Below are 25,079 nucleotides of genomic sequence, written 5' to 3'. Positions count from 1 at the left end.
GAACGCTCGCGCGGCGCCGCGACCTACACAGTTTCTGTCGCAAAGCGGAACGTCTTCCGCCAGAATTCGGACTGAGTTCCGACGGACATCTGTCAGCTGCCGTCGGCACTTGCCGGGTGAGATAGAACAGCCCGGACCGGCCTCCCACATGATGAGACAGAGGCAGAACGATGAGCAATGCACTCAACGGCGTCTGGTTAGCGCAGCCCGGCGACACGCGGGCCGACGACACCGATCAGCTCGCGATCCTCACCGACCTGATCGCGCAATCACTTTGCGACCGCAATCCGCGCTTCCGGGATTGCCTGGAACACGACACCCGCACGCAGGTCACCCGGCTGATCGAGGAGGTACTGCGCAACGGCCGCCCGCTGCCCGAGACCGTACGAGCGGTCATGCTCGGGACCGGTACCGACATCCACCTCGTGGCGTCCGCACTGGGCGACTGCCTCGTCAGCGCGCCCGGCGAGGCACCGGGTCTGCTGATCCCCGGCGCGCTCGCCGACGACAGCGGCGGCCGCGCCCGGCTCAAGGGCGTGCTGCGGCACCGCGCCGCCGCGGTCGGCCATGCGGTGCCGGCGCACGACGCCGCCGCCTCCGTACGGTCCGCGGCCCGCCTGCTGACTCTGGCGTCCGCGCACGACGGCCCCGACGCCGGGGTGATGTTCGTCGACGACCACCTCTCCTCCCTCGTCCTGCTGCAGGACGAATCACTGGCCCGCACGCTCGTCGCGCGCCGCCTGCGCCCGCTGGCGGGCCTGTCCCCGGAGCGGTGCGAGCGCCTGGAAGCCACCCTGCTGGCATGGCTCGGCGGGATGGGCGCCCCGGAGATCGCCAAGGCGCTCGGCATCCATCCGCAGACCGTGCGCTACCGGATGCGCCAACTGGAGAAGCTCTTCGGCGCCCGGCTCCGCGACCCGCTGGCCCGCTTCGAGATCGAGATGGCGCTCCGCAGCCGCCGGCTGCTGGGGGCCGCCCACCGCCGCCGCGCGGCCGCGACCCGCCGACGAGCCGCGATCGGGACCCGGCGGCCGCTGCCGCGCCCCTAGAGCGGCCCGCCGAGGACTCCGCACTCCCCCGTGTCCGGTTTGGCGAATCTCACACGCCACCCCATACCGTCAAACTCGGACAATCCACCCCAAGTGTTCGGAGGCGCCGCGCAGCCGCCCCGTATCGTCCAGCCCCATGCACAGATCACGCATATCGACCTGCGCGCGCCGCGGGCTGGCCGCGGTCGTGGCTGCCGGGTCGCTGCTCACGGTGCTCACCACGGCGACCCCGGCCGCGGCCGGCACCGCCAGCACGCCGGTGGACGGCGCCAAGGTCGTGTGCACCTCGCAGAAGCCGGGCCTGGCCCCCGCCCTGTCCCATGACATAGCCGCCACCCTCGACAGCCACGAGGGCGCTTCGGCGCTGGCCGTCTACGACCGGCGCACCAGGACCCGCTGCGACTTCAAGGCCGGTGCGCACTTCGACTCGGCGAGCGTGGTGAAGGTCACCGTGCTCGGGGCGCTGCTGCGGCAGGCCGAGGAGGCGCACCGCCGCCTCACCCCGCGCGAGGTACGGCTGACCACCGACATGATCACCAAGTCGGACAACGCCTCGACCGACGCGCTGTGGCGTCAGGTCCGCCCCGCCGGCGTCCAGCACTTCCTGACCCTGGCCGGGATGCGGCACACCGTCCCCGGCACGGGCGGGGCCTGGGGCCTGACCCAGATCACCGCCGCCGACCAGCTCACCCTCATGCAGCTGCTGACGACGGACAACCCGGTGCTCACCCGGACCTCCCGCGGCTACGCGCTCGCCCTGATGGGGCGCGTCGTCCCCGACCAGCGCTGGGGGGCGCCCGCCGGCGCGCCGGCCACGGCGACCGTCCACGTCAAGAACGGCTGGCTGCCGCGCAAGACCGACGGCTGGCGGGTGAACAGCGTCGGCACCTTCACCGGCGGCGCCCACGACTACGGCATGGCGGTGCTGTCCACCGGAAACCGCACCATGGACGACGGTGTGGACGCCGTGGAGAGCGCCGCCCGCGTCATCCACCGCGACCTGTCTCGCTGACCGCTCGGGTCCCTGCGATACGACTTTGCACTCCCCAGGGTGACCGGCGCCCCGATGTCCACCACGGGCGGCGCGACCGGCGATATCAACGCCGCATGATCAAGGCAGACCTCACGGGAGTTCCCGAAACGGCGTTGTGGACCCTCTATCACCGGGCCACCGAGGCCGCCCGCCCCGACACCGTGCTGCCCGACCCCCGCGCCGTACGGCTCGTCGCCGAGCTGGACTTCCCCTTCCGGGAGCGGCTGGGCGCCGCCCGCCCCTGGGTGGCGCAGGCCGTCGCCCTGCGCGCCCTCGCCTTCGACCAGGTGGTGCGGGCGTTCCTCGCCACCCACCCGGACGGCACCGTGATCGCGCTGGGCGAGGGCCTGGAGACCCAGTTCTGGCGGGTGGACAACGGCCGCGCCCGATGGGTCACCGTCGACCTGAGCGACCCGCTGGAGCTGCGCGGGCGCGTCCTGCCCCACGGCGCGCGGCAGCGGCTCGTCGCCTGCGACGTCCGCGACAGCCGGTGGACGACGGGCGTCGACGCCGCGCGCGGGGTCCTGGTGACCGCTCAGGGGCTGCTGATGTACCTGCGGCCCGCGCAGGTGACCCAGCTGATCGCCGCCTGCGCCGAGGCGTTCCCCGGCGGCACGCTGGTGTTCGACTCCGTCTCCCGGCGCTTCTCCGCCCGCACCCGCGCCGGCGCGAAGGGGCCGGGCGGCCACCGCCTGCCCCCGATGCCCTGGGGCATGGACGCGCACGAACGGGACCGGCTCCGCGGTGCCCACCCCGCCGTCGGCGACGTGGTCGACGTCCCGCTCCCCGCGGGTCGCGGCCTCCTCGGCTACCTCGCGCCCCGCCTCGCGTCCCTGCCCCTGCTCCGCGGCGACCGGCCCCTGGTCACCCGGCTGAGCTTCCGTGCCGACGCCGCCCCGCACCGGCTGCCGCAACCCGCTCGGCGCGCCGCTCCGGACGCTCCGCGCTGACCGCGGGCGACGTCCCGGTGGGGCGGCGGGCCCGCCGGCCGCCGCCCCGGGGCGGGCGCTTCAGTCCTCGTGCCCCAACTGCAGGTCGCGTTCGGTCCGACCGCCGCCGGCCATCTGCAGGACGGTGGCCACCGGTGGGTACCCTGCGGCGATCACGGTGTACTCGCCGGCCGACAGGTCCACGAAGCGGAACAGCCCGTCGGCACCGGTGGTCGCGGTGTCGACGACATTGCCGGCGGTGTCCAGGAGGGTCACCCGGGCGTCCTCGACGGGGCGGCCGCCACCGGCCCGTACGGTGCCGCGCAGCACCGCGCCACCGGCGAGTTCGACGTCCTGGCGGGTCTCGCGCGACGCCTGGACGGTGACCGGCAGCGCGGTCGGCCGGAACGCCGGGGCGCTGGCGGCGAGGGTGTACTCCCCGGCCACCAACTCCCCCATGACATAGCCTCCTTCACGCCCGGAGCGGGTGGTCGCGACCACCTCGCCGCGGACGTCGGTGAGGGTGACCATGGCGTCGCGCACGGGCGTGCCGTCGGCGGTGGTGACGGCACCGGCCAGGCGCCCGGCGCCGCCGAGGACCACGTCCAGCTCGACCGGCCGCTCGCCGACGGTGACGCTGACGGCCTGCGGCTGGTGCCCGCCGGCGGCCGCGACCAGCACATACGAACCGGCGCCCGGTGTGCTCAGGGCGTACCGCCCGTCCTCGCCGGTGGCGCCGCGGCCGATCTGCCGTCCGTCGACGTCGATGAGGGTGAGCGCGGCGCGCGGCACGATGGAGCCGTCGTGGTGCTGGACGGTGCCGCACACGGGAACGCCCGGATGCCCCGTGGCGGGCTGGGAGCGAGGCCGGGCGTACGCGGACGTGCGGCCGGACGAGCCGACGGCCGCCGCGTCGGCGGCGGGGCGGGCCGGGGGTACGGCGGCGGGGGCGGCCGGTTCGCCGTACGGGGCGTGCGGGGTCGGGGAGGCCTGCGGGGCAGGAGAGGCGTGGGACACCAGCGGTTTCTCTTTCAGGAAGAAGGCGAGCACAAGGCCCAGGACGAGCACCGGCACGAGGTAGAAGAAGATCCCCGGCACGGCGTGCGCGTAGGCGGCCACCTGGCCGTCGCGCAGCGAGGCCGGCAGCGCCCGCACGAGGTACGGGGTGATCGACTCCGGGTCGGGCAGCGGGGCCGACCCCGGCAGCCGGTCGCCGAGCCGGCGCAGGAGCCGGTCGGCGAGGAGCGTGCCGAAGAGGGCCGCGCCGACGCTGCCGCCGATCTGCCGGAAGCAGTGGTCGGCGCTGGTCGCGGTGGCGCGGTCGCGGCCGCGTACGGAGGTGCGTACGGCGAGCACCAGGATCGGCACGACCAGGCCGATGCCGAGGCCGAGGAGGCCCGTCCACAGGCCGTACACCTCGCGTGGGGTGTCCGGCCGCAACCGCGACAGCGGCCACATCGCCGCCGCGGCCACCGCGCAGCCCAGGACGGGGAAGGCCTTGTAGTGGCCGGTGCGGCCGATGAGCCGGGCGGAGACGGCCGTGGCGAGCACGATGCCGCCCGTCACCGGCAGCATCAGCAGCCCGGACTCGGTGGCCGAGGCTCCGCCGGCCGCCCGGAGGAAGGTCGGCAGACAGTCGGCGGCGCCGAAGAGCGCGAGGCCGACGACGGCGCCGATCAGACCGGTGACGTGGAAGACCGAGTCGCGCAACAGCCGCAGCGGGATCAGCGGTTCGGCGGCGAAGTACTCGACGGCGAGGAACAGCAGGGCGGTGCCGAGCGCGCCGGCGCCGAGGCCGAGGACGGTCCGCGAGTTCCAGGCGTACTCGGTGCCGCCCCAACTGGCCAGCAGGACGAGGCAGGTGGAGAACGCGGCGAGCAGCAGCGCGCCGGCGACGTCGGGCCGGCGGCGGCCGGCGGGCCGGGGCAGCCTGAGGGCGAAGGCGAGGACCAGGAGGGCCGGCACGCCGAGGGGGACGTTGAGGTAGAAGCACCAGCGCCAGGAGGCGTGGTCGGCGCAGAGGCCGCCGACCAGCGGCCCGGCCGCGGCGGCGAGGCCGAAGGTGGCGCCGATCAGGCCCATGGCGCGGCCGCGGGCCGGTGCCGGTACGACGTCGGCGGTGATCGCCTGGGCGCCGATCATGAGCCCACCGCCGCCGAGGCCCTGCACGGCCCGGAAGACGATCAGTTCGTCCATGGTGCGCGACCAGCCGGCCAGCGCCGAGCCGGCCGTGAAGACGACGATCGCGAAGAGCAGGACGGGCTTGCGGCCGAACAGGTCGCCGAGTCTGCCGTGGAGGGGCAGGGCGACCGCCGACGCCAGGAGGTAGGAGGTCACCGCCCAGGACATCCGGCCCGGGCCGGGCAGCTCACCGACGATCTTCGGGAGCGCGGTGGCGACCGCGGTCTGGGCGAGGGCGGCGAGCAGCAGGGTCACCAGCAGGCCGGCGACGACCGTGCGGACGCGGCGGGGGCCGAGCGGCACCGGCGCCGCGCCGGGAGCGGGCGCGTCGGTCCGCTCGCTCAGGGTGGTCCCGCCCACGTGCTGCTCCCCTCGTCACGCCTGCTGCCGCCCAATTTCTCGCATTGGGCGACAACAGCGTTCAAGCGCGGCGAAAGGGTGCGTGCGGGGCGGGAACGGACGTCAAGTGCCTTTCCCCGGAGGCCTATTGGGCCCCCATCAGGGCTTTCCGGACGGAAGCGAGCCGGTGGGCCGGACACTTGGGCCCACCGGAAACCACCCGAACCGGTGAGCGTGACGACACACACTCAGGGTGACGGAAGTGACGACGGATCACTCCTCTTCACCGTCGTCTCCGCGTGCGGCCGCCCTTCCGCACCGGGGGGTCACTTCTCCATACGGGAAGCAAGATTGGCGAGGATGGCGTCGTAGATCCGGCCGAGCCCCTTGGGTGCGAAGGTCCGCTCGAAGAAGCCGCCGATACCGCCGGCGCCCTGCCAGGTGGTGGTGACCACGACCCTGGCCCGCTTCTCGCCGGCCGGAGTGACGACCCAGGTCGTGACCATGGAGGAGTTGCGGTCCTTCTCGACGAGCTGGCCGTCGGTCGGCTCGTCGACCTCCAGCAGGCAGTCGCGCACCCGCTTGCTCGTGGCCTGGAGCTTCCAGTGGACGAGGGTGCCCTTGCCGTCGCCGCCCTCGCGGACCTCGTACTCGCTGAAGTGCTCGGGCAGCAGCTGCTGGCGCGTGCCGGTGTAGTCGGCGAGCGCGTCGAACACGTCCTCCGGGTCCGCCGCGATCTCGCGCTGCGTGGTGGCCTCGACCTGACCCATGTGTGTCTTCCTCCAGTAGTCGGCTGCCGGTCCTGCGATGCGCCGCCAAGCCAACCACCACTGGGGGGCACGCCCAAAATCCGGGCCGCCGGACCACAAGGGAACACTTGTTCTATTATTGCGACCGGGGGGCTCGGCAGCACGCAGAAGGAGGCCCGATGCGCTGGGACAATCTGGGCGAAAGCCGATCCGCCCTGTTCGGCACGGACGTCGTCAGCCGCACGATCGACACCCCCGAGTTCCGCGGCATCACCTTCCACGAGGTGCGCGCCCGCTCGATCGTCAACCGCGTCCCGGGCGCCTCCCGGATGCCGTTCGAATGGACCGTGAACCCCTACCGCGGCTGCAGCCACGCCTGCGTCTACTGCTTCGCGCGCAAGACGCACAGCTACCTCGACCTCGACACCGGGCTCGGCTTCGACTCGCAGATCGTGGTGAAGGTCAACGCTCCCGACCTCCTGCGCCGCGAGCTGGCCGGGCGACGCTGGCGCGGTGACCACATAGCCATGGGCACGAACGTCGACTGCTATCAGCGCGCGGAGGGCCGCTACGGCCTGATGCCCGGCATCATCGCGGCGCTGCGCGACCACGCCAACCCCTTCTCGATCCTCACCAAGGGCACGCTGATCCTGCGCGATCTGCCGCTGCTGCGGCAGGCCGCCGAGGTCACCGACGTCGGCATCTCCGTCTCCGTCGGCTTCCTGGACCGCGAGCTGTGGCGCACGGTCGAGCCCGGCACGCCCGCCCCGGAGCGCCGGCTGGACGTGGTGCGCACGCTCACCTCGCACGGGATCCCGTGCGGTGTGCTGATGGCACCGGTCATCCCCTTCCTCGGGGACGCGCCGGAGCAGCTGCGCGCCACGGTCCGGGCCGTCGCGGAGGCCGGCGCCGGGTCCGTCACCCCGCTCGTCCTCCATCTGCGGCCCGGCGCCCGCGAATGGTTCATGGCCTGGCTGGGGCACCACCATCCGCGGCTCGTACGGCGCTACGAGACGATGTACGCGGACGGCGCCTACGCCCCGAAGTGGTACCAGCGCCGGATCACCCGCCAGGTCCATGAACTCGCCGCCGAGTACGGGATCGGGCCCGCCCGCCCCGGCGAGCACCGCCGGATCACGCCACCGCCCCCCGCTCCCGCACCCGGCGAGCACACCCCCGACGCCCCTGCCGAACCCGTCCAGTTGACGCTGCTGTGAGCCCCGGCGCCCTCCACAAGGGCGCGGTGCGCCCCGCTCCGCGCCGGCCGGACGCCTACGCCGAAGTGGCCGGGACCGCCTCCAGGGCCCGCGCCAGGCGGTCGCGCGCCGCCAGCTGGGCGGCTATCCGCTCGTCGATGGCGGCGAGCCGCTCACGGGCGATGCGCAGGCCCTCGGGGGACGGCGGGGCGGCGGCCATGTCCCCGTCCAGGCAAGGGCCGAAGCACCGGACGTCGGCGAGGGTCAGTCCGGCCTCCAGGAGATGCCGTATGTTGCGCACCCGTACGGCCGCGCGCTCGTCGTAGACCCGATAGCCGTTGGCCGCCCGCTCCGAGGCGATCAGCCCCTCGCGCTCGTAGTTGCGCAGCGCACGCGTCGACGCCCCCGTGAGCGCCGCCAGCTCGCCGATCCGCACCGGTCCCCTCCCGTCCACGACCGCCGACAGCGGCCGGCCCCTCCTGCCTGCCGAGTGAACTCCTGGCGCCGGACGCTGGTTCCCGGATCAGCCCACCACCGCTCCCCCGTCGACCGGGAGGACCACCCCGGTCACGAACGACGCGGACGGCGCGGCGAGCCGGGTGACCGCCCAGGCAACCTCCTCGGGACGGCCGATCCGCCCCATGGGGGTGTGCTCGATCTGCCACTTGCGGATGGCCGTCCGCTGCTCCGGCGACCAGCCCTGGTGCAGGGCGATCGGGGTGTCGATCGCGCCGGGGGCGACCGCGACGACCCGTACGCCCCGCGGCGCGAGCTCCACCGCCCAGCTGCGGGTGAGGAGTTCGAGCCCGGTCTTGGTCGCCGCGTAGACCGAGTTGCCCGGCCACCCCCGCTGGCCGACCGAGGTGCTGATGTTGACCACGACACCGCCGGTCCGTTCCAGGTGGGGCACCGCTTCCTGGGTCAGCAGCACGGGCGCCACGAGGTTCGTCGCCAGCTGCGGCGCCATGCCCTCCTTGGTGTAGGTGCCGAGCGCCCCGCCGCCCACCACCGCCGCGTTGTTGACCAGGACGTCGAGTCGGCCGTAGGTGCCGACGGCGTGGCGCACGAGGGCCTCGGGCGCGCCGTCCGCGGTGATGTCCGCGGCGTACGGGACGATCTCGCCGCCCGCGCTCCCCTCCTCCGCCGCCGTCTCCGCCAGCGGCTCGGTCCGGCGCCCCACCGCCAGCACGCGCGCCCCCTCCGCCGCGAAGGCACGGGCGGTCGCGCGCCCGATTCCCGTGCCGGCCCCGGTGATGATCACGACCCTGCGGTCCGTTCCGGGCACGGTCGGCCCGGTGTGCGTGAGGTGTTCCATGCCGGGAGTCTCGAACCTTGACGCCTGGGGCAAGGTCAAGCGGACACCCTCCGGGACGCGCTTTCCTCGGCCCGAAAACCCCTTTGACCGGCCTCCTAGGCTTTTGCGTCATGAACGGGTCCATGAACGGGGAACTGGACGGACCGCCCGGCGGGTCCGGTGCGGGGCGACCGCACCGGGTTCGGATACGGGAGATGACCGAGGCCGACATCGACGCGGTCTCCGCCGTGCGTGTCCGCGGCTGGCAGGCCGCGTACCGGGGGCTGATGCCGCAGGCGTATCTGGACGCGATGAGCGCGGCGGCGGATGCCGCGCAGCGGCGCTCGTGGTTCGCGCGTCGATCGCCGGCGGTCTCGGACCTGGTGGCCGAGCGGGACGGCGAGGTCGTCGGCTGGGCGTGCGTCGGGCCCTGCCGCGACCCCGATGTCGCCCCGGGCGCCGATGAGTCGGCCGCGGCCCGCCCGGCCGCGGGCGAGCTGCTGGCCCTGTACGTGGCGCCCGGGCTGATCGGCACCGGTGTCGGGCGCGCCCTGATGGCGGCCGGTACGGCACGCGCACGGGCGGGCGGATTCCGCGCGCTGTACCTGTGGGTGCTGCGCGACAACACCCGCGCCCGGCGCTTCTACGAGCGGGCCGGTTTCGTGCCGGACGGGGCGCAGGAGGCGTTCGAGGTGGCGGGCAGCAGCGTCCCCGAGGTGCGCTACTGGCGCCCGCTGGAGCCCGGCCCGCGCTGAGCGTCGTCGGCCCCGTCCCGGCCGCCGCCCCCCTTCGCCTCGGGCCCGTCCTGCCCGGGCACCTCATGGACCCCCAGACGCGCCAGCGACGCCGCCGCGGCCGCCGCGAGCCGGGGGTGGGCGACGGCGGCGGCCAGCGCGGGGACGGCGCGCCGGTCACCCAGCGCACCCAGGCCCTCGACGCAGGCGAGCGCCACCCGCCAATAGGGGGTGTGCGGGGTCAGCAGCCGCTCCAGGGTCGCGATCAGTGCCGGTACGGACTGCGGCGCGCGGAGCTCGGCGAGCAGCCGGACCGGGTGCAGGGCGTAGGCGGTGCGCAGCGGGTTGGTGGCGAGCGCGGCCGCGGCGCGGGCGGTGCGCGGGTCGCCGAGCCGGCTCAGGGCGTGCGCGGCGGTGGCGCAGCGCACCGGGTCGCGGTAGTTCAGCAGCAGTACGAGCGTCTCGAAGGCGCGCTTGTCCCCGGCGCAGCCGAGAATGAAGGCGGCGATCTCCCGGGCCCACAGAGGGCGTTCGACGGCGACCAGCATCCGGGCCAGTTCCTCCCGCCCGGCGGGGGTGTTCTTGCGGGCCAGCCCCAGTAACCGTTCGTAGGCGACCAGATCCTGCGGGGAGCGGAGTTCGGCCCGCACCCGGTCCGTCAACTCGTGGAATTCCTCTTCCATTTGTCGCTCCCTCCCGCCGGGCCGCCCCGGTCCCTGCGACGTGGCCTGCACCACAGCCTAATGACCCGCACTACCCCTGGCGCTCCGGTTACCCACCGGTTAACCTGCTGGAACGAGCAGCACCACTGCTCAGGCGGCCTGGTGACGCAGCCGCCACAGAGTGAAGTCGGTTCGGCACCGCACAGCACGACACCAGTACGGAGCGACGGCACGGCCCCGGGACAGGGCCCGCCGCACCTCCGCCACCGCCGGCGCTGCCAGCAGCGCTGCGGCTCTCTCGGCCCACCGCCGTATTTCCCGCCGCTGCGTTTCGCTACGCCTCGCGTCCGCGCGGACACCCCTCAGTCGTCACTTTCTCCCCTGCCCTCAGGGGAACACCCTCAGGAGTCTCGCGATGGGCCCTCAGTCCACCCCAGATCTCTCAACTGAAGCCTCCCCACCGTCCCTTTCCACCGTGGCCGTCGTCGGTCTGGGCACCATGGGCACCGGTATCGCCGAGGTGCTGACCCGGGCCGGCCGCGAGGTCGTCGGCATCGACACCGACGAGGGCGCGGCCCGGCACGCCGTCGCCACGCTCGAAGCCGCCACCGCCCGCGCGGTGCAGCGCGAGCGGATCACCGAGCGCGAGCGCCAGGACATCCTGGCCCGCTTCCGCACCTTCACCGACCTGCAGGCGGCCGCGGACGCCGACCTCGTCATCGAGGTGGTGCCCGAGGACTACGAGCTCAAGCGGCAGGTCTTCGCCGGACTGGACGCCGTGGTGCGTCCGGACGCCATCCTGGCCACCGGCACCAACGCGCTGTCCGTGACACGGCTGGCCGCCGACTCGCAGCGCCCCGAGCGGGTGCTCGGCGTGCACTTCTTCAACCCCGCACCGGCCATGAAGCTGGTCGAGGTGGTCTCCTCGGTGCTCACCGCGCCGACCGCCGTCGCGGCCGTCACCCAGCTCGCCCGCGACCTGGGCAAGGACCCGATCTCGGTCGGCGACCGGCCCGGTTTCGTCGCCGACGGGCTGCTCTTCGGCTATCTGAACCAGGCCGCGGCGATGTACGAGTCGAAGTACGCGACCCGCGAGGACATCGACGCCGCGATGCGGCTCGGCTGCGGTCTGCCCATGGGCCCGCTCGCGCTGCTCGACCTGATCGGCGTGGACACCGCCCGTACGGTCCTGGAGGCGATGTACGCCGAGTCCCACGACCGCCTGCACGCCCCCGCGCCGATCCTGGGCCAGCTGGCCGAGGCGGGGCTGACCGGCCGCAAGGCGGGGCGGGGCTTCTACACGTACGAGGCTCCGGGCAGCCCCACGGTGGTTCCGGATGCCGAGAGCCCGGCAGCGGCCGGCGGGGACGCCGCCGGGCGGGCGGTCTCCAGTGTCGGCGTCGCCGGCTCCGGGACGATGGCCAGCGGCATCGCCGAGGTCTTCGCCAAGGCCGGCTACTCCGTCGTGCTGGCCGCCCGCAGCCTGGAGAAGGCCGAGAAGGCCAAGGCCAGGATCGCCAAGTCGCTGGGCCGCTCGGTGGAGAAGGGCCGGCTGACCGCCGAGGCCCGGGACGCCGCGCTGTCGGCGATCACCCCGGCCGGCTCGCTCGACGCGTTCGCCGACGTGGACCTGGCGGTCGAGGCGGTGGCCGAGGACCTGGCGGTCAAGCAGGAGCTGTTCAAGGCGCTGGACAAGGTCGTAAAGCCGGGCGCCGTCCTGGCCACCACGACCTCCTCGCTGCCCGTCGTCGCCTGCGCCCGCGCCACCTCGCGCCCGCAGGACGTCATCGGGATGCACTTCTTCAACCCGGCACCGGCCATGAAGCTGGTCGAGATCGTCCGTACGGTCCTGACCGCCGACGACGTGCACGCCACGGTGCGGGCGGTGTGCGCCAAGGTCCGCAAGCACCCGGTGGACTGCGGGGACCGGGCCGGCTTCATCGTGAACGCGCTGCTGTTCCCGTACCTGAACAACGCGATCAAGATGGTCGAGGAGCACTACGCGTCCCTGGACGACATCGACGCCGCCATGAAGCTCGGCGGCGGCTATCCGATGGGCCCGTTCGAACTCCTCGACGTGGTTGGTCTGGACGTGTCCCTGGCCATCGAGAAGGTGCTGCACGCCGAGTTCCGCGACCCGGGGCTCGCCCCGGCCCCGCTGCTGGAGCACCTCGTCGCCGCGGGCTGCCTCGGCCGCAAGACCGGCCGCGGCTTCCGTGAGTACGCCCGGCGCTGACGCGTGGCGGCGCCCCCGCCCGGGAGGGGGAGGCTGGGGTGGACTGCTGGAGCCCGACGGCGGTCCACCCCCGCTCACAAGGGCGGAGGCGGCACCTCATGCCGCAGGTCGCGTAAATATGCAGTACCGTCCCCACATGTCCCAGCCCGCTCGCACGCAGCCCTCCGAGACCCCCGAGACCAGCACTCCCGGCACCCGCCGGGCGGCCGCGCAACGGCTCAAAATGCGCCGCGAACTGTCGGCGGCGGCCATGGAGCTGTTCGCGACCAAGGGCTACGAGGCGACCACGGTCGACGAGATCGCGGCGGCCGCGGGCGTCGCCCGGCGCACCTTCTTCCGCCACTTCCGTTCGAAGGAAGAGGCGATCTTCCCCGACCACGACGACACCCTCGTACGGGCCGAGGCCGTCCTGGACGCCGCCCCGCCGCACGAGAACCCCCTCGACACGGTCTGCCGCGGCATCAAGGAGGTCATGCGGATGTACGCGGCCTCCCCGGCCGTGTCGGTCGCCCGTTACCGTCTGACCCGCGAGGTACCCACCCTCCGGGAGGCCGAGATCGCCTCGGTGGCCCGCTACGAGCGGCTGTTCACCCGTTATCTCCTGGGGCACTTCGACGAGGGCGCCCACCGCGAGGGCGACGACGACCCGCTGCTGGCCGAGGTCGCCGCGTCCGCCGTGGTGACCGCGCACAACCACGTACTGCGCCGCTGGCTGCGGGCCGGCGCGGAGGGCGACGTCGAGGCGCAGCTGGACCACGCCTTCGAGATCGTCCGCGAGACCTTCGGCGCCGGCATCGGCGCCGGCCGCACCACCACCGGGGAGCAGCCGCCGGCGTCCGTCTCGCGGGAGGGCGAGGTCCTGGTAGCGGTGGCCCGCACGGACGCGCCGCTGGACGAGGTCATGCGCACGATCCGCAAGGCGATCAAGGACCGGAAGTGATCTCGTGACGGCCTGACGGACCCGGCTCGCTCGTGCTGTCCACGGGGACGTGGCGGACGCGAGCGGGGCGGGCCGAGCCGGCCCCCGCCCGGCGCACCTGGACCAAGCCGTCGCGCTCTGCGGCGACTTGCCGCTGACGCTCGACGTAGTGACGGGTCGGCTGCGCAGCGGTGACGACAACACGCAACGGGTCCTGCCGCGTTACGTCCGCCCGGCGAGCGGCTCGCCGAACTCGCCCCGGTACGGCAGGCGTTCGAGGCTTCGTACAGGGGCTGGACGACCCGGACGGGCGCATACCGCGCCGCCGGGCGCTGCGCCCCGGCACCAGCATCGACGCCGAGTCCGCGTCCGGGCCGGGGTGCGCTCGCCGGAGCTGGACGACGACCTCGGCGAGCAGGCGGCGGAGCACGGCGACCACGCGGCCGCGGCGACCACTACGGGCGGGCCGTGCACGGCGGCCTGGCGGCGGTGCGCAGGTCGAACGACGTACGAGCGACGACCGAGGCGCCGGCGCTGCCGTCCGAGGCGGAGATCGAGGGCGGGCGGGGGTCCGCGAGCGGCCAAGGTGCCGGCGCCGGCGCCGACCGGGCCATAACCCGAATGGCCTAACCACCGCAGCGTTGACGCCGGGTGCATGCATGATTTCCCTGTGTGTCCAATACGCCTCCGATCGGGCCATCCGTTGCTCATGCGTGCCGCCCGGATGACATCTGAGAGAAATTCCTGGCACTCAGTGTCTTGTCGACTGGCACGCGGTGTCATACGTTGAGGGTGTCCGGGCGGCCGGCGCGTAGCGAACCCACGCGCGCCGGCTGTCCCACCAGCCCTACGTGGCTGTCCGCCCGGACGCCTGCGTCACAGGCGAAAACCCAGCTGCGGCTGGACCCGCGCACACCAGCGCTGCCAGGCACCGCGTCCGACGACTCCGCGCCCCCGCGGAGACGACGGAGACGGCGCCACCCCCGGCCGAACCGACGGCACCACCTCCGCTCCACCCCCGACGTTCCCTCAAGCCGTTCCCTCAACGGTTCCCCAAGCTCTCGGCTGCGCTCGAGCGAGGGGAGGCCCCAACCGCCGGAGGCACCCCGTGAACGAAATCCTGGACGCAATCCTCGCGCCTGACACCACCAGCGCCGACTTCGCCGCGCTGCCCATCCCCGAGTCCTACCGCGCGGTGACCGTGCGCAAGGACGAGGTCGAGATGTTCGACGGCCTCACCACCAAGGAGAAGGACCCCCGCAAGTCGCTGCACGTCGACGACGTGCCGGTGCCCGAGCTCGGCCCCGGCGAGGCGCTGGTGGCCGTGATGGCCTCCTCCGTGAACTACAACTCGGTGTGGACCTCGATCTTCGAGCCGCTGTCGACGTTCGGGTTCCTGGAGCGCTACGGCCGCCTCTCCCCGCTCGCCAAGCGGCACGACCTGCCGTACCACGTCATCGGCTCCGACCTGGCCGGTGTCGTGCTGCGCACCGGGCCCGGCGTCAACGCCTGGAACCCCGGCGACGAGGTCGTGGCGCACTGCCTGTCCGTCGAGCTGGAGTCCTCCGACGGCCACAACGACACCATGCTCGACCCCGAGCAGCGCATCTGGGGCTTCGAGACCAACTTCGGCGGTCTGGCCGAGATCGCCCTGGTCAAGTCCAACCAGCTGATGCCCAAGCCCCAGCACCTGAGCTGGGAGGAGGCGGCGGCGCCCGGCCTGGTCAACTCGACCGCCTACCGCCAGCTGGTGTCCCGCAACGGTGCCGGGATGAAGCAGGGCGACAACGTCCTGATCTGGGGCGCGAGCGGCGGGCTGGGCAGCTACGCCACCCAGTTCGCGCTGGCCGGCGGCGCCAACCCGATCTGTGTCGTCTCCAGTGAGCAGAAGGCGGAGATCTGCCGGAAGATGGGCGCCGAGGCGATCATCGACCGCAGCGCCGAGGGCTACAAGTTCTGGAAGGACGAGCGCACCCAGGACCCGAAGGAGTGGAAGCGCTTCGGCAAGCGCATCCGCGAGCTCACCGGCGGCGAGGACATCGACATCGTCTTCGAGCACCCCGGCCGGGAAACCTTCGGCGCGAGCGTCTATGTCACCCGCAAGGGCGGCACCATCACCACCTGCGCCTCGACCTCGGGCTACATGCACGAGTACGACAACCGCTACCTGTGGATGTCGCTGAAGCGGATCGTCGGCTCGCACTTCGCGAACTACCGCGAGGCGTGGGAGGCCAACCGGCTGATCGCCAAGGGCAAGATCCACCCGACCCTCTCCAAGACCTACACCCTCGAGGAGACCGGTCAGGCGGCGTACGACGTGCACCGCAATCTGCACCAGGGCAAGGTCGGCGTGCTGGCACTGGCGCCCGAAGAGGGTATGGGTGTGCGCGACGAGGAGATGCGCGCCAAGCACCTGGACGCCATCAACCGGTTCCGCGACGCGTAAGCGGCGCGGACCCACAGACACCGGCCGGAACGCCTGAGACACCTCGGACGTTTCGAACCTCGAAGATTCGGGCCTGATATGACTGAGCGTCAGAAGGATCGTCCGTGGCTGATGCGGACCTACGCCGGGCATTCCACCGCCGAGGCGTCCAATGAGCTGTACCGGCGCAACCTCGCCAAGGGGCAGACCGGGCTGTCGGTCGCGTTCGACCTTCCGACGCAGACCGGCTACGACCCCGACCACGTCCTCGCCCGCGGCGAGGTCGGCCGGGTCGGGGTCCCGGTGTCGCACCTGGGTGACATGCGGCGGCTGTTCCAGGACATCCCGCTGGACCAGATGAACACCTCGATGACCATCAACGCGACGGCGATGTGGCTGCTGGCGCTGTACCAGGTGGTCGCCGAGGAGCAGGGTGCCGACATCACCAAGCTGTCGGGGACCACCCAGAACGACATCGTCAAGGAGTACCTCTCGCGCGGGACGCACGTCTTCCCGCCGGGGCCCTCCCTGCGACTGACCACCGACATGATCACGTACACGGTGGCCAGCATCCCCAAGTGGAACCCGATCAACATCTGCAGCTACCACCTGCAGGAGGCCGGGGCGACGCCGGTGCAGGAGATCGCGTACGCGATGTCCACCGCCATCGCGGTGCTGGACGCGGTGCGCGACTCCGGGCAGGTGCCGCCGGAGAAGTTCGGCGACGTCGTGGCCCGTATCTCGTTCTTCGTGAACGCCGGTGTCCGGTTCGTCGAGGAGATGTGCAAGATGCGCGCCTTCGGCCGCATCTGGGACCGGATCACCCGCGAGCGCTACGGCATCGACAACCCCAAGCAGCGCCGCTTCCGCTACGGCGTCCAGGTCAACTCGCTCGGGCTGACCGAGGCGCAGCCGGAGAACAACGTCCAGCGGATCGTGCTGGAGATGCTCGCCGTCACCCTCTCCAAGGACGCCCGCGCCCGGGCCGTGCAGCTCCCGGCCTGGAACGAGGCACTGGGCCTGCCGCGCCCCTGGGACCAGCAGTGGTCGCTGCGCATCCAGCAGGTCCTGGCGCACGAGAGCGACCTGCTGGAGTACGAGGACATCTTCGCCGGCTCGCACGTCATCGAGGCCAAGGTCGACGCCCTGGTCACCGACTGCTTCGCCGAGATCGAGCGGATCCAGGAGATGGGCGGCGCGATGGCCGCGGTGGAGTCCGGCTACCTCAAGTCGCAGCTGGTCTCCGCGCACGCCGAGCGACGGGCCCGGATCGAGGCGGGCGAGGAGAAGATCGTCGGCGTCAACTGCTTCGAGTCCACCGAGCCCAACCCGCTCACCGCGGACCTCGACACCGCCATCATGACCGTCGACCCGGCCAATGAAGCGCGGGTCGTGCAGGCCCTGCACGACTGGCGGGACAACCGCGACGAGGTGCGCGCCCAGGAGGCGCTGTCGGCCCTGAAGAAGACCGCGGCCGGTGACGCCAACCTCTTCGCGGCCACCCTGGAGTGCGCCCGCGCCGGTGTGACGACCGGCGAGTGGGCCTGGGCCCTGCGGGACGTCTTCGGTGAGTTCCGGGCGCCCACGGGTGTCTCCAGCGCCCCCCTGGCGGTCGCCGCCGAGGAGGGCAGCCCGCTGGCGGCGGTCCGCGAGAAGGTCGCCAAGACCGCGGCCGAGCTCGGCAGCGGCAAGCTGCGGCTGCTGGTCGGCAAGCCCGGCCTGGACGGGCACAGCAACGGCGCCGAGCAGATCGCCGTACGGGCCAGGGACGCCGGCTTCGAGGTGATCTACCAGGGCATCCGGCTCACCCCGGAACAGATCGTCTCGGCGGCGGTCGCCGAGGACGTGCACTGCGTCGGCCTGTCCATCCTGTCCGGCTCGCACGCCGAGCTGGTCCCGGACGTACTGGCCCGGCTGCGCCGTACCGGCGTGGACGACATGCCCGTCATCGTCGGCGGCATCATCCCCTCCGCCGACGCGGCCGCGCTCAAGGAAGCCGGAGTGGCGGCCGTCTTCACACCGAAGGACTTCGGTATCACGGAGATCATCGGCCGTATCGTCGACGAGATCCGCAAAGCGAACCAGCTCGACCCCCTGGAGGTCCCCGCATGACAGCGCCAGCGCCTGTCAGCCGACTGCGGCCGCGCCGCTCGTGCCTCGCGGTCCCCGGCAGCAATCCGCGCTTCCTGGAGAAGGCCCAGGGCCTCCCCGCGGACCAGGTGTTCCTGGACCTGGAGGACGCCTGCGCCCCACTCGCCAAGGAGGGCGCGCGGCACACCATCGTCGACGCGCTGAACGGCGGCGACTGGACCGGCAAGACGCGGGTCGTACGGGTCAACGACTGGACGACGCACTGGACGTACCGCGATGTCGTCACGGTCGTCGAGGGCGCGGGGCAGAACCTCGACTGCATCATGCTGCCGAAGGTCCAGGACGCCCAGCAGATCGTGGCGCTGGACCTGCTGCTGACGCAGATCGAGAAGACCATGGGCTTCGAGGTCGGCCGGATCGGCATCGAGGCGCAGATCGAGAACGCCAAGGGCCTGGTGAACGTCGATGCGATCGCCGGTGCCTCGCCGCGCCTGGAGACCATCATCTTCGGCCCGGCCGACTTCATGGCGTCCATCAACATGAAGTCCCTGGTGGTCGGCGAGCAGCCGCCCGGCTATGGCGCGGACGCCTATCACTACATTCTGATGCGCATCCTGATGGCGGCACGGACCTACGATCTGCAGGCAATTGATGGTCCGTACCTTCAGATCAAGAACATTGACGGCTATCGCGAGGTGGCCGGCCGCGCCGCCGCGCTCGGCTTCGACGGCAAGTGGGTGCTGCACCCGGGTCAGGTCGAGGCCGCCAATGAGGTGTTCTCCCCCTCCCAGGAGGATTACGACCACGCCGAGCTGATCCTGGACGCCTACGAGTGGCACACCTCGGAGGCGGGCGGGGCCAAGGGTTCCGCGATGCTCGGCGACGAGATGATCGACGAGGCGAGCCGGAAGATGGCGCTGGTGATCGCCGGCAAGGGCCGGGCCGCCGGCATGATCCGTACGTCCAAGTTCGAGGCCCCGGAGGCATAAGCGCGATGCAGTTCGGCCGTACCTATGAAGAGTTCACCATCGGCGACGTGTACAAGCACTGGCCGGGGAAGACCGTCACCGAATACGACGACCACCTCTTCTGCCTGCTCACGATGAACCATCACCCGCTGCACATGGACAGCAACTACGCGGAGCAGACCACCGACTTCGGAAAGAACGTCGTCGTCGGCAACTACATCTACTCACTGCTGCTGGGCATGTCGGTGCCGGACGTCTCCGGAAAGGCCATCGCCAATCTGGAGATCGAATCGCTGAAGCACGTGGCGCCGACCTTCCACGGCGACACGATCTACGGCGAGACCACGGTGCTCGACAAGACGCCGTCGAAGTCCAAGTCCGACCGCGGCATCGTGTACGTCGAGACCAAGGGCTACAAGCAGGACGGGACCCTGGTCTGCGTCTTCCGGCGCAAGGTGATGGTCCCGACGGCCACCTACATCAAGGAGCGCGGCGGCGAACAGCCCGGCCGCCCGGAGCTCAAGGCCCCGCCGGCCAAGAAGGAGAAGTAAGTCACCATGAGCCGTCTTGCGCAGACCGAGGGCCTGACCGACATCCAGCGGGAAATCCTCTCCACCGTCCGCGACTTCGTGGACAAGGAGATCCTGCCGGTCGCCACCGAGCTCGAACACCGCGACGAGTACCCGACGCAGATCGTCGAGGGCCTGAAGGAACTCGGCGTGTTCGGCCTGATGATTCCGGAGGAGTACGGCGGGCTGGGCGAGTCCCTGCTCACCTACGCGCTGACCGTCGAGGAGATCGCCCGCGGGTGGATGAGCGTCTCCGGCATCATCAACACCCATTTCATCGTGGCGTACATGCTCAAGCAGCACGGCACGCAGGAGCAGAAGGACTACTTCCTGCCGAAGATGGCGGCCGGTGAAATCCGGGGCGCCTTCTCGATGTCGGAGCCGGCGCTGGGCTCGGACGTTTCGGCCATCTCCTCCAAGGGTGTGCGGGACGGCGACGATTACGTCCTCAACGGCCAGAAGATGTGGCTCACCAACGGCGGTTCGTCCACCCTCGTGGCGGTGCTGTGCCGTACGGACGAGGGCCACCCGGAGGGCACCGCTCCGCACAAGTCGATGACGACCTTCCTCGTGGAGAAGGAGGCCGGGTTCGGCGAGGTGCGCCCCGGCCTGACCATCCCGGGCAAGATCGACAAAATGGGCTACAAGGGCGTCGACACCACCGAACTGATCATGGACGGGCTGCGCATTCCCGCCGATCGGGTGCTCGGCGGCCAGACCGGACGTGGCTTCTATCACATGATGGACGGCGTCGAGGTCGGCCGGGTCAATGTGGCGGCACGGGGCTGCGGCGTCGCCCAGCGCGCCTTCGAGCTGGGCGTTTCCTACGCGCAGCAGCGACACGCCTTCGGCAAGCCGATCGCCCAGCATCAGGCCATTCAGTTCAAATTGGCAGAAATGGCGACAAAGGTCGAAGCAGCCCATGCGATGATGGTTAACGCCGCTCGCAAAAAGGACTCGGGCCAGCGAAACGACCTCGAGGCGGGCATGGCGAAGTACCTGGCCTCCGAGTACTGCAAGGAGGTAGTGGAAGACGCGTTCCGCATCCATGGCGGGTACGGCTTCTCGAAGGAGTACGAGATCGAGCGCCTCTACCGCGAGGCCCCGATGCTCCTGATCGGTGAAGGTACCGCCGAGATCCAGAAAATGATCATTGGTCGCCGGCTACTGGAGGAGTACCGAATCCAGGGGTGAACGCCCGGTTTGGGCCGATTTACCCTAGACGAAGATCACACCCCGTCATCCTACTTCGGCCACGGATTGGCGCTGGCTCTTGGCCAGTTGCCGCTCGCAACCGATAGCATCCTTGGAAAGCCGCCGTCCCCCGTATCCATACGCGGCATCCTCCGCTACGAAGGTCATCCATGCCCCACAGCCAATCCTCTGCACAACGCGGTCGCGTCCGCCTCGCGCGCGGAGCGTCGCCGTGGCTCCTGCCGACCGTTGCCACGGCAGCGGTCAGCCTCGCCCGGTCCCGCCGGTCGGGTCGCTGGGCCGCCGTTGCCGTGCCCACCACTGCTCTGGCGGCGGGCATGCTGTGGTTCTTCCGCGACCCCGAGCGGGAGATCGCTCAGGGTCGCGTCATCTCTCCGGCCGACGGCGTGGTGCAGAGCATCATGCCGTGGAAGGACGGGCGCACCCGCGTCGCGATCTTCATGAGCCCGCTGAACGTCCACGTCAACCGCGCGCCGCTGGCCGGCACGGTGACCTCCGTCGAGCACATCCCCGGCGGGTTCGTTCCGGCGTTCAACAAGGAGAGCGAGAACAACGAGCGGGTCGTCTGGCACTTCGACACCGAGCTCGGCGACATCGAGATGGTGCAGATCGCCGGTGCGGTGGCCCGCCGCATCGTCCCCTACGTGCCCGAGGGCACCAAGGTGGAGCAGGGCGAGCGGATCGGTCTGATCCGCTTCGGCTCGCGCGTCGACGTCTACCTCCCGGAGGGCGTCGAGGTGGCGGTCGAGGTCGGCCAGGCCACCACCGCGGGGGTGACTCGACTTGACCGTGATTGATCCCGAGACACAGGCGGGCTGGGCACCCGAGACCGACGAGGACGAGGACGACATGCCGCTGTCCACGCGGCTGTCAATAGCGGACACCCTCACCCTCGGCAACGCGATCTGCGGCTTCATGGCGGTGTACTTCACCACCACCGGAGTCCTCATCCCGCACCTCACGGGGACCGAGGACGGCGGGATGGCCCGGCACAGCGCGGCCATGGCCGTGATCCTGATGCTGCTCGCGTCGGTCTTCGACCTCTTCGACGGGCTGGTGGCACGCAAGCTGCGGGCCTCGGCGATGGGGGCCGAGCTCGACAACCTCTCGGACCTGATCAGCTTCGGGCTGGCGCCCGCGTACTTCGTCGTGACCTGGGGCATGGTCGCCCTCCAAAGCGCGCACCAGCGGGTGTCCCTGGTGGCCGCGGTCGTGGTGCTGCTGGCGGTGGTGCTGCGGCTCGCGCGGTTCTCCTGTGTCACCCTGCGCGACGGGATCTTCCAGGGCATGCCGAGCCCCTTCGGCGCCCTGAGCGTCGTGGCGATCGTGCTGCTGGAGCTGCCGTTCCTGCCCACGCTGCTGGCGATCATCGGGGTGGCCTGGCTGATGGTGAGCCGGGTCGAGTACCCCAAGCCGCGCGGCAGGCTCGCGGTGGCGATGCTCAGCTGGATCGTGCTCAGCATGGGCATGCTCGCGGCCTGGGCGCTGGACGCCCCCGGCGGCCAGCTGCTGCTGCAGACCGGCTGCTCCCTCCAGGTGGTCCTGGGCGCGATGATCCCGCTGTTCGCGACGGCCCGGAGGGTCAACACCTTCCGCGACAACCGCCGCGAGTCGCGGGCCGAGTCCCGCGCCGCGCAGCTGCCCTAGCGCAGACGCGGCATCCCGTAACGCAACGCCGAGAGCCCCGAGCGAACGATTCGCTCGGGGCTCTCGGCGTTGCTGCGGCGTGTGCGCCGGGGCCGGCCTCAGACCAGGAAGTCGCGGGCCAGGTCCTGCGCCGCCCGCTCCAGCAGCGGGCCCGCCTCGGCCATGCAGCGGGCCGGGTCGGACTCCAGGTCCGTCAGGGCGTACGCGCGCTGGATACCGGCCCGGCTCAGGGCCTCCTGCGGCAGCTGGAGCCGGCCGCAGACCGCGACCACGTCCAGGCCGGCCGCCCGGGCGGCGGCGGCGACACCGGCCGGTGCCTTGCCGTGCAGGGTCTGCTCGTCCAGCGAGCCCTCGCCGGTGATCACGAAGGTGGCCTTCGCCAGGGCCGGGGCGAAGCCCAGCACATCGAGCATGACCTCGATGCCCGGCCGGAAGGCCGCGTCCAGACCCACCAGCGCCCCGTAGCCGATGCCGCCGGCCGCGCCCGCGCCGGGCGCCAGGGCGTGCTCGGCGGCCTTGGGGCCGACCGCGCGCGCCAGCACCTCGGCGTAGTGCGCGAGGGCGGCGTCGAGCGTGGCCACGTCGTCCGCACTGGCACCCTTCTGCGGCCCGTAGACCGCCGGGGCGCCCTTGGGACCCGTCAGCGGATTGTCGACGTCGCTGGCGAGCACGATCTCGGTCTTGGCCAGCCGGGGGTCCAGGCCGGACAGGTCGGCCGTGGCCAGATCGCGCAGCGGGCCGCCGCCGGGGGCGACCGGCGCACCGTCCGCGTCGAGGAAGCGGGCGCCAAGCGCCGCGAGCATGCCCGCGCCGCCGTCGGTCGTGGCGCTGCCGCCGACGCCGAAGACGATGGTGGTCGCGCCCGCGTCCAGGGCCGCCAGCAGCAGCTCCCCGGTGCCGTACGTGGTCGCCGTCAGGGGGGCGAAGACGCCCCCGGGCAGGTGCTGGAGGCCGGACGCCTCCGCCATCTCCACCACCGCGGTGCCGTCGTCGCGCAGCGCGATGGTGGCCGTCACCGGCACGCCGGTGGGGCCGGTGACCCGTGCCTCATGGCGGGTGAAACCCGCCGCGAGCGCCGCCGCAACCGTGCCGTCGCCGCCGTCCGCGACCGGGACGGCCGCCACGTCCAGATCGGGGACCACGCGCCGCAGACCGGCCGTGACGTGCTCGGCGACCTCGACGGCCGTGAGCGAACCCTTGAACTTGTCCGCGGCGATCAGCACATGTGCTGTGTGTGTCCTTGCTGCGTCCGCCACCGTGTTTCCCCTTGCTTTCGAACTGGCAGTCGCGCCGCTGTGACCTTATCCGGCCGGCGGCCCGGCGAACAGGGCACATCGGTCGCGGGCGCTCCCGAACGCACCAAAGTGCGCCCTCGAAGATCAGCCGGGCAGGCTCTAGGCTCGCGCCGTGACGACCATGGATTACGCCACGTACCTTGCCGGACTGCCCCGTGTTCTCGCGGGGGCTGGAGCGATCTTCCGTGACGCGGAGGGTCGCATTCTGCTCGTGGAGCCCAACTATCGCGACACCTGGATCCTGCCGGGCGGGACCGTCGAGTCGGACCGCGGCGAGTCGCCCCGCCAGGCCGCGCGCCGCGAGACCGCCGAGGAGATCGGCCTGGACGTCGAGCTGGGCCCGCTGCTCGCCGTCGACTGGGTGCGCGGGGAGGGGCGGCCTCCGTTGGTGTCGTACCTCTTCGACGGCGGAGTGCTGGACGCGGACCGGCTCGCCGCCATCCGGCTGCAGGAGGAGGAGCTGCTGTCGTGGCGGCTGGTCCATTGGGACGAGGCGCAGACCCTGGTGAACCGGGCCATGGCGCTGCGCATCGGCGCCGCCCTCAAGGCCCTCGCGGACGGCCGCGGACCGGCGGAGCTGGAGGACGGGGTGCCGCCGGTGGTCGCCGGCGGCACGTGGGGAAGGTGAGCCGGCGGTAGCCGGGAAAATGACGTGAACCGCGGCCGCCCGCGCGCCTAGATTGCTCCTGTGGAAGACACCGTGGGAGAGATCGCCGCCAAGGTCGCGCGGGTGCCCGGAGTGGTCGGGGTGATGCTCGGGGGGAGCCGGGCGCGGGGGACGCACCGACCGGACTCCGACTGGGACCTGGGGCTCTACTACCGGGGCGAGCCGGATCTGGCGGCGCTCGGGACGCTGGCCGCGGAGCTGACCGGCGAGCCCGTCGAGGTGTACGCGCCGGGGTCCTGGGGCGCGTGGGTCAACGGCGGTGCCTGGCTCGTGCTGCCTGACGGGAGCCGTATGGACTGGATCCTGCGGGACGTCGACCGGGTGTGGCGGGTGTGGGAGGAATGCCGCGCCGGCCGCTTCGAGATCGGCGTCCAGGCCGGTCATCCGCTCGGCTTCTGGTCACCCGCCTACCCGGGTGAGGCGGCGCTGGGCCGGGTGCTCGCCGACACCGACGGCGAGCTGGCCCGTCTGAAGAAGGCGGCCCAGGACTACCCGCCGGCGCTGCGCACGGCGCTGACCGGTGCCGCGGTCTGGGACGCCGGGTTCTCGACGGCGATGGCCGGCCGGTCGTACGCGACGCGGGACGTGCTGCACGCGGCGCTGTGCCTGTCCCGCGCCGTCGGCCACCTCGTCCAGGCGCTGCACGCGCACCACGGTGTCTGGTGCCTCAACGAGAAGGGCGCGCTGGCGGCGGCCGCGGCGCTGCCGCGGACACCGTCCGGCTTCGGGGACCGCGCCGCCGCCGTGCTGTCCCGGCTCGGGCCCGCGGAGGAGGAGTTGCGCCGTGCGCTGGCGCAGGCGGAGCGGCTGGTGGCGGAGGTGCGGGCGGTGGTGGACGGCCAGAGTCCGCCCACCGCGTCGGCGGCGGACTGAGCCCGGCC

Annotated in this window: 22 protein-coding genes; 16 read left to right on the top strand and 6 right to left on the bottom strand. The window is 72.0% G+C overall.

Features of this window, described 5'->3' with window-relative positions; translation table 11 throughout:
• The first annotated feature begins 170 nt into the window (after positions 1-170).
• The 3 genes from AC0680_RS00635 to AC0680_RS00625 all read left to right on the top strand — a co-directional run bounded on the left by AC0680_RS00635 (position 171) and on the right by AC0680_RS00625 (position 3,032).
• Positions 171-1,049: a helix-turn-helix domain-containing protein gene (locus tag AC0680_RS00635; protein ID WP_478623588.1), complete on the top strand. Its 879-nt coding sequence runs from the start codon at positions 171-173 to the stop codon at positions 1,047-1,049.
• 136 nt (positions 1,050-1,185) lie between these two features.
• Positions 1,186-2,061, top strand: coding sequence for a serine hydrolase (locus tag AC0680_RS00630; RefSeq protein WP_478623587.1), 876 nt, complete (start codon positions 1,186-1,188; stop codon positions 2,059-2,061).
• A 95-nt stretch (positions 2,062-2,156) separates the two neighbouring features.
• Positions 2,157-3,032 carry a class I SAM-dependent methyltransferase gene (locus AC0680_RS00625; protein WP_478623586.1) on the top strand — a complete coding sequence of 292 codons (876 nt, stop codon included), beginning with the start codon at positions 2,157-2,159 and terminating at the stop codon, positions 3,030-3,032.
• A gap of 60 nt (positions 3,033-3,092) precedes the next feature.
• Here the strand turns inward: AC0680_RS00625 and AC0680_RS00620 are convergent, their stop codons facing one another.
• Both AC0680_RS00620 and AC0680_RS00615 read right to left on the bottom strand, forming a co-directional pair.
• The gene (locus AC0680_RS00620) at positions 3,093-5,552 is read right to left on the bottom strand and encodes an MFS transporter (RefSeq protein WP_478623584.1); all 2,460 of its coding nucleotides are present in this window, start codon (positions 5,550-5,552) and stop codon (positions 3,093-3,095) included.
• Between the two features lie 305 nt (positions 5,553-5,857).
• Positions 5,858-6,301, bottom strand: a complete 444-nt coding sequence (locus tag AC0680_RS00615) for an SRPBCC family protein (RefSeq protein ID WP_478623582.1) — start codon at positions 6,299-6,301, stop codon at positions 5,858-5,860.
• Positions 6,302-6,459: 158 nt separating this feature from the next.
• Here AC0680_RS00615 and AC0680_RS00610 point away from each other — a divergent pair, with 158 nt between their 5' ends.
• Positions 6,460-7,497, top strand: coding sequence for an Rv2578c family radical SAM protein (locus AC0680_RS00610; protein ID WP_478623580.1), 1,038 nt, complete (start codon positions 6,460-6,462; stop codon positions 7,495-7,497).
• Between the two features lie 55 nt (positions 7,498-7,552).
• On the opposite strand, the gene AC0680_RS00605 is transcribed toward AC0680_RS00610, so the two are convergent.
• Together AC0680_RS00605 and AC0680_RS00600 are read right to left on the bottom strand one after the other, a co-directional pair.
• A complete protein-coding gene (locus tag AC0680_RS00605) occupies positions 7,553-7,912 on the bottom strand; it encodes a MerR family transcriptional regulator (RefSeq protein ID WP_478623579.1) in 360 nt (119 codons plus the stop codon).
• Between the two features lie 87 nt (positions 7,913-7,999).
• Complete coding sequence (locus AC0680_RS00600; protein ID WP_478623577.1) at positions 8,000-8,791, bottom strand: SDR family NAD(P)-dependent oxidoreductase; 792 nt, start codon at positions 8,789-8,791, stop codon at positions 8,000-8,002.
• A 194-nt stretch (positions 8,792-8,985) separates the two neighbouring features.
• Between AC0680_RS00600 and AC0680_RS00595 the strand changes: the two genes are divergently transcribed.
• A complete protein-coding gene (locus AC0680_RS00595) occupies positions 8,986-9,525 on the top strand; it encodes an N-acetyltransferase family protein (RefSeq protein ID WP_478623575.1) in 540 nt (179 codons plus the stop codon).
• Here the strand turns inward: AC0680_RS00595 and AC0680_RS00590 are convergent.
• Positions 9,492-10,187: a HEAT repeat domain-containing protein gene (locus AC0680_RS00590; RefSeq protein WP_478623573.1), complete on the bottom strand. Its 696-nt coding sequence runs from the start codon at positions 10,185-10,187 to the stop codon at positions 9,492-9,494. The genes AC0680_RS00595 and AC0680_RS00590 overlap by 34 nt on opposite strands.
• 394 nt (positions 10,188-10,581) lie before the next feature.
• Between AC0680_RS00590 and AC0680_RS00585 the strand changes: the two genes are divergently transcribed.
• The 9 genes from AC0680_RS00585 (at position 10,582) to pssA (ending at position 22,236) form a co-directional block, all read left to right on the top strand.
• Positions 10,582-12,402 (top strand): 3-hydroxyacyl-CoA dehydrogenase family protein, encoded by a 1,821-nt coding sequence (locus tag AC0680_RS00585; protein ID WP_478623571.1) that lies wholly within the window; start codon positions 10,582-10,584, stop codon positions 12,400-12,402.
• A 136-nt stretch (positions 12,403-12,538) separates the two neighbouring features.
• Positions 12,539-13,342, top strand: a complete 804-nt coding sequence (locus tag AC0680_RS00580) for a TetR family transcriptional regulator (protein ID WP_478623569.1) — start codon at positions 12,539-12,541, stop codon at positions 13,340-13,342.
• Positions 13,343-14,429: 1,087 nt separating this feature from the next.
• Positions 14,430-15,767: a crotonyl-CoA carboxylase/reductase gene (ccrA, locus tag AC0680_RS00575; RefSeq protein ID WP_478623567.1), complete on the top strand. Its 1,338-nt coding sequence runs from the start codon at positions 14,430-14,432 to the stop codon at positions 15,765-15,767.
• Between the two features lie 78 nt (positions 15,768-15,845).
• Positions 15,846-17,858 (top strand): protein meaA, encoded by a 2,013-nt coding sequence (locus tag AC0680_RS00570; RefSeq protein ID WP_478623565.1) that lies wholly within the window; start codon positions 15,846-15,848, stop codon positions 17,856-17,858.
• Complete coding sequence (locus tag AC0680_RS00565; protein ID WP_384432932.1) at positions 17,855-18,826, top strand: HpcH/HpaI aldolase/citrate lyase family protein; 972 nt, start codon at positions 17,855-17,857, stop codon at positions 18,824-18,826. Before AC0680_RS00570 ends, AC0680_RS00565 begins: the two co-directional genes overlap by 4 nt.
• Before the next feature lie 5 nt (positions 18,827-18,831).
• The gene (locus AC0680_RS00560; RefSeq protein WP_384432935.1) at positions 18,832-19,356 is read left to right on the top strand and encodes a MaoC family dehydratase; all 525 of its coding nucleotides are present in this window, start codon (positions 18,832-18,834) and stop codon (positions 19,354-19,356) included.
• A 6-nt stretch (positions 19,357-19,362) separates the two neighbouring features.
• Positions 19,363-20,568, top strand: coding sequence for an acyl-CoA dehydrogenase family protein (locus tag AC0680_RS00555; protein WP_478623561.1), 1,206 nt, complete (start codon positions 19,363-19,365; stop codon positions 20,566-20,568).
• Between the two features lie 170 nt (positions 20,569-20,738).
• Positions 20,739-21,386 (top strand): phosphatidylserine decarboxylase, encoded by a 648-nt coding sequence (locus AC0680_RS00550; protein ID WP_030079423.1) that lies wholly within the window; start codon positions 20,739-20,741, stop codon positions 21,384-21,386.
• Entirely contained in the window at positions 21,373-22,236 is an 864-nt protein-coding gene (gene pssA, locus AC0680_RS00545; RefSeq protein WP_478623558.1) for a CDP-diacylglycerol--serine O-phosphatidyltransferase, read from the top strand. The genes AC0680_RS00550 and pssA overlap by 14 nt, the downstream gene beginning before the upstream one ends.
• A 98-nt stretch (positions 22,237-22,334) precedes the next feature.
• On the opposite strand, the gene AC0680_RS00540 is transcribed toward pssA, so the two are convergent.
• Positions 22,335-23,459 carry a glycerate kinase gene (locus AC0680_RS00540; protein ID WP_478624449.1) on the bottom strand — a complete coding sequence of 375 codons (1,125 nt, stop codon included), beginning with the start codon at positions 23,457-23,459 and terminating at the stop codon, positions 22,335-22,337.
• 193 nt (positions 23,460-23,652) lie between these two features.
• Between AC0680_RS00540 and AC0680_RS00535 the strand changes: the two genes are divergently transcribed.
• The gene (locus tag AC0680_RS00535; RefSeq protein ID WP_478624447.1) at positions 23,653-24,159 is read left to right on the top strand and encodes an NUDIX domain-containing protein; all 507 of its coding nucleotides are present in this window, start codon (positions 23,653-23,655) and stop codon (positions 24,157-24,159) included.
• Positions 24,160-24,282: 123 nt separating this feature from the next.
• Positions 24,283-25,071 (top strand): nucleotidyltransferase domain-containing protein, encoded by a 789-nt coding sequence (locus AC0680_RS00530; RefSeq protein ID WP_478624446.1) that lies wholly within the window; start codon positions 24,283-24,285, stop codon positions 25,069-25,071.
• Positions 25,072-25,079: the final 8 nt, after the last annotated feature.

This window comes from Streptomyces sp. NPDC043738 (assembly GCF_056436545.1).
The sequence above is the reverse complement of the archived record's forward strand: the minus strand, read 5'-3'. Positions and strand labels throughout refer to the sequence as shown.

Bases quoted from the DNA above. Each gene is read 5' to 3' on its own strand.
- AC0680_RS00635 (WP_478623588.1), top strand. From the start codon at position 171: ATGAGCAATGCACTCAACGGCGTCTGGTTAGCGCAGCCCGGCGACACG.
- AC0680_RS00630 (WP_478623587.1), top strand. From the start codon at position 1,186: ATGCACAGATCACGCATATCGACCTGCGCGCGCCGCGGGCTGGCCGCG.
- AC0680_RS00625 (WP_478623586.1), top strand. From the start codon at position 2,157: ATGATCAAGGCAGACCTCACGGGAGTTCCCGAAACGGCGTTGTGGACC.
- AC0680_RS00615 (WP_478623582.1), bottom strand. From the start codon at position 6,301: ATGGGTCAGGTCGAGGCCACCACGCAGCGCGAGATCGCGGCGGACCCG.
- AC0680_RS00610 (WP_478623580.1), top strand. From the start codon at position 6,460: ATGCGCTGGGACAATCTGGGCGAAAGCCGATCCGCCCTGTTCGGCACG.
- AC0680_RS00600 (WP_478623577.1), bottom strand. From the start codon at position 8,791: ATGGAACACCTCACGCACACCGGGCCGACCGTGCCCGGAACGGACCGC.
- AC0680_RS00595 (WP_478623575.1), top strand. From the start codon at position 8,986: ATGACCGAGGCCGACATCGACGCGGTCTCCGCCGTGCGTGTCCGCGGC.
- AC0680_RS00590 (WP_478623573.1), bottom strand. From the start codon at position 10,187: ATGGAAGAGGAATTCCACGAGTTGACGGACCGGGTGCGGGCCGAACTC.
- AC0680_RS00585 (WP_478623571.1), top strand. From the start codon at position 10,582: ATGGGCCCTCAGTCCACCCCAGATCTCTCAACTGAAGCCTCCCCACCG.
- AC0680_RS00580 (WP_478623569.1), top strand. From the start codon at position 12,539: ATGTCCCAGCCCGCTCGCACGCAGCCCTCCGAGACCCCCGAGACCAGC.
- AC0680_RS00570 (WP_478623565.1), top strand. From the start codon at position 15,846: ATGACTGAGCGTCAGAAGGATCGTCCGTGGCTGATGCGGACCTACGCC.
- AC0680_RS00565 (WP_384432932.1), top strand. From the start codon at position 17,855: ATGACAGCGCCAGCGCCTGTCAGCCGACTGCGGCCGCGCCGCTCGTGC.
- AC0680_RS00560 (WP_384432935.1), top strand. From the start codon at position 18,832: ATGCAGTTCGGCCGTACCTATGAAGAGTTCACCATCGGCGACGTGTAC.
- AC0680_RS00555 (WP_478623561.1), top strand. From the start codon at position 19,363: ATGAGCCGTCTTGCGCAGACCGAGGGCCTGACCGACATCCAGCGGGAA.
- AC0680_RS00550 (WP_030079423.1), top strand. From the start codon at position 20,739: ATGCCCCACAGCCAATCCTCTGCACAACGCGGTCGCGTCCGCCTCGCG.
- AC0680_RS00535 (WP_478624447.1), top strand. From the start codon at position 23,653: ATGGATTACGCCACGTACCTTGCCGGACTGCCCCGTGTTCTCGCGGGG.
- AC0680_RS00530 (WP_478624446.1), top strand. From the start codon at position 24,283: ATGCTCGGGGGGAGCCGGGCGCGGGGGACGCACCGACCGGACTCCGAC.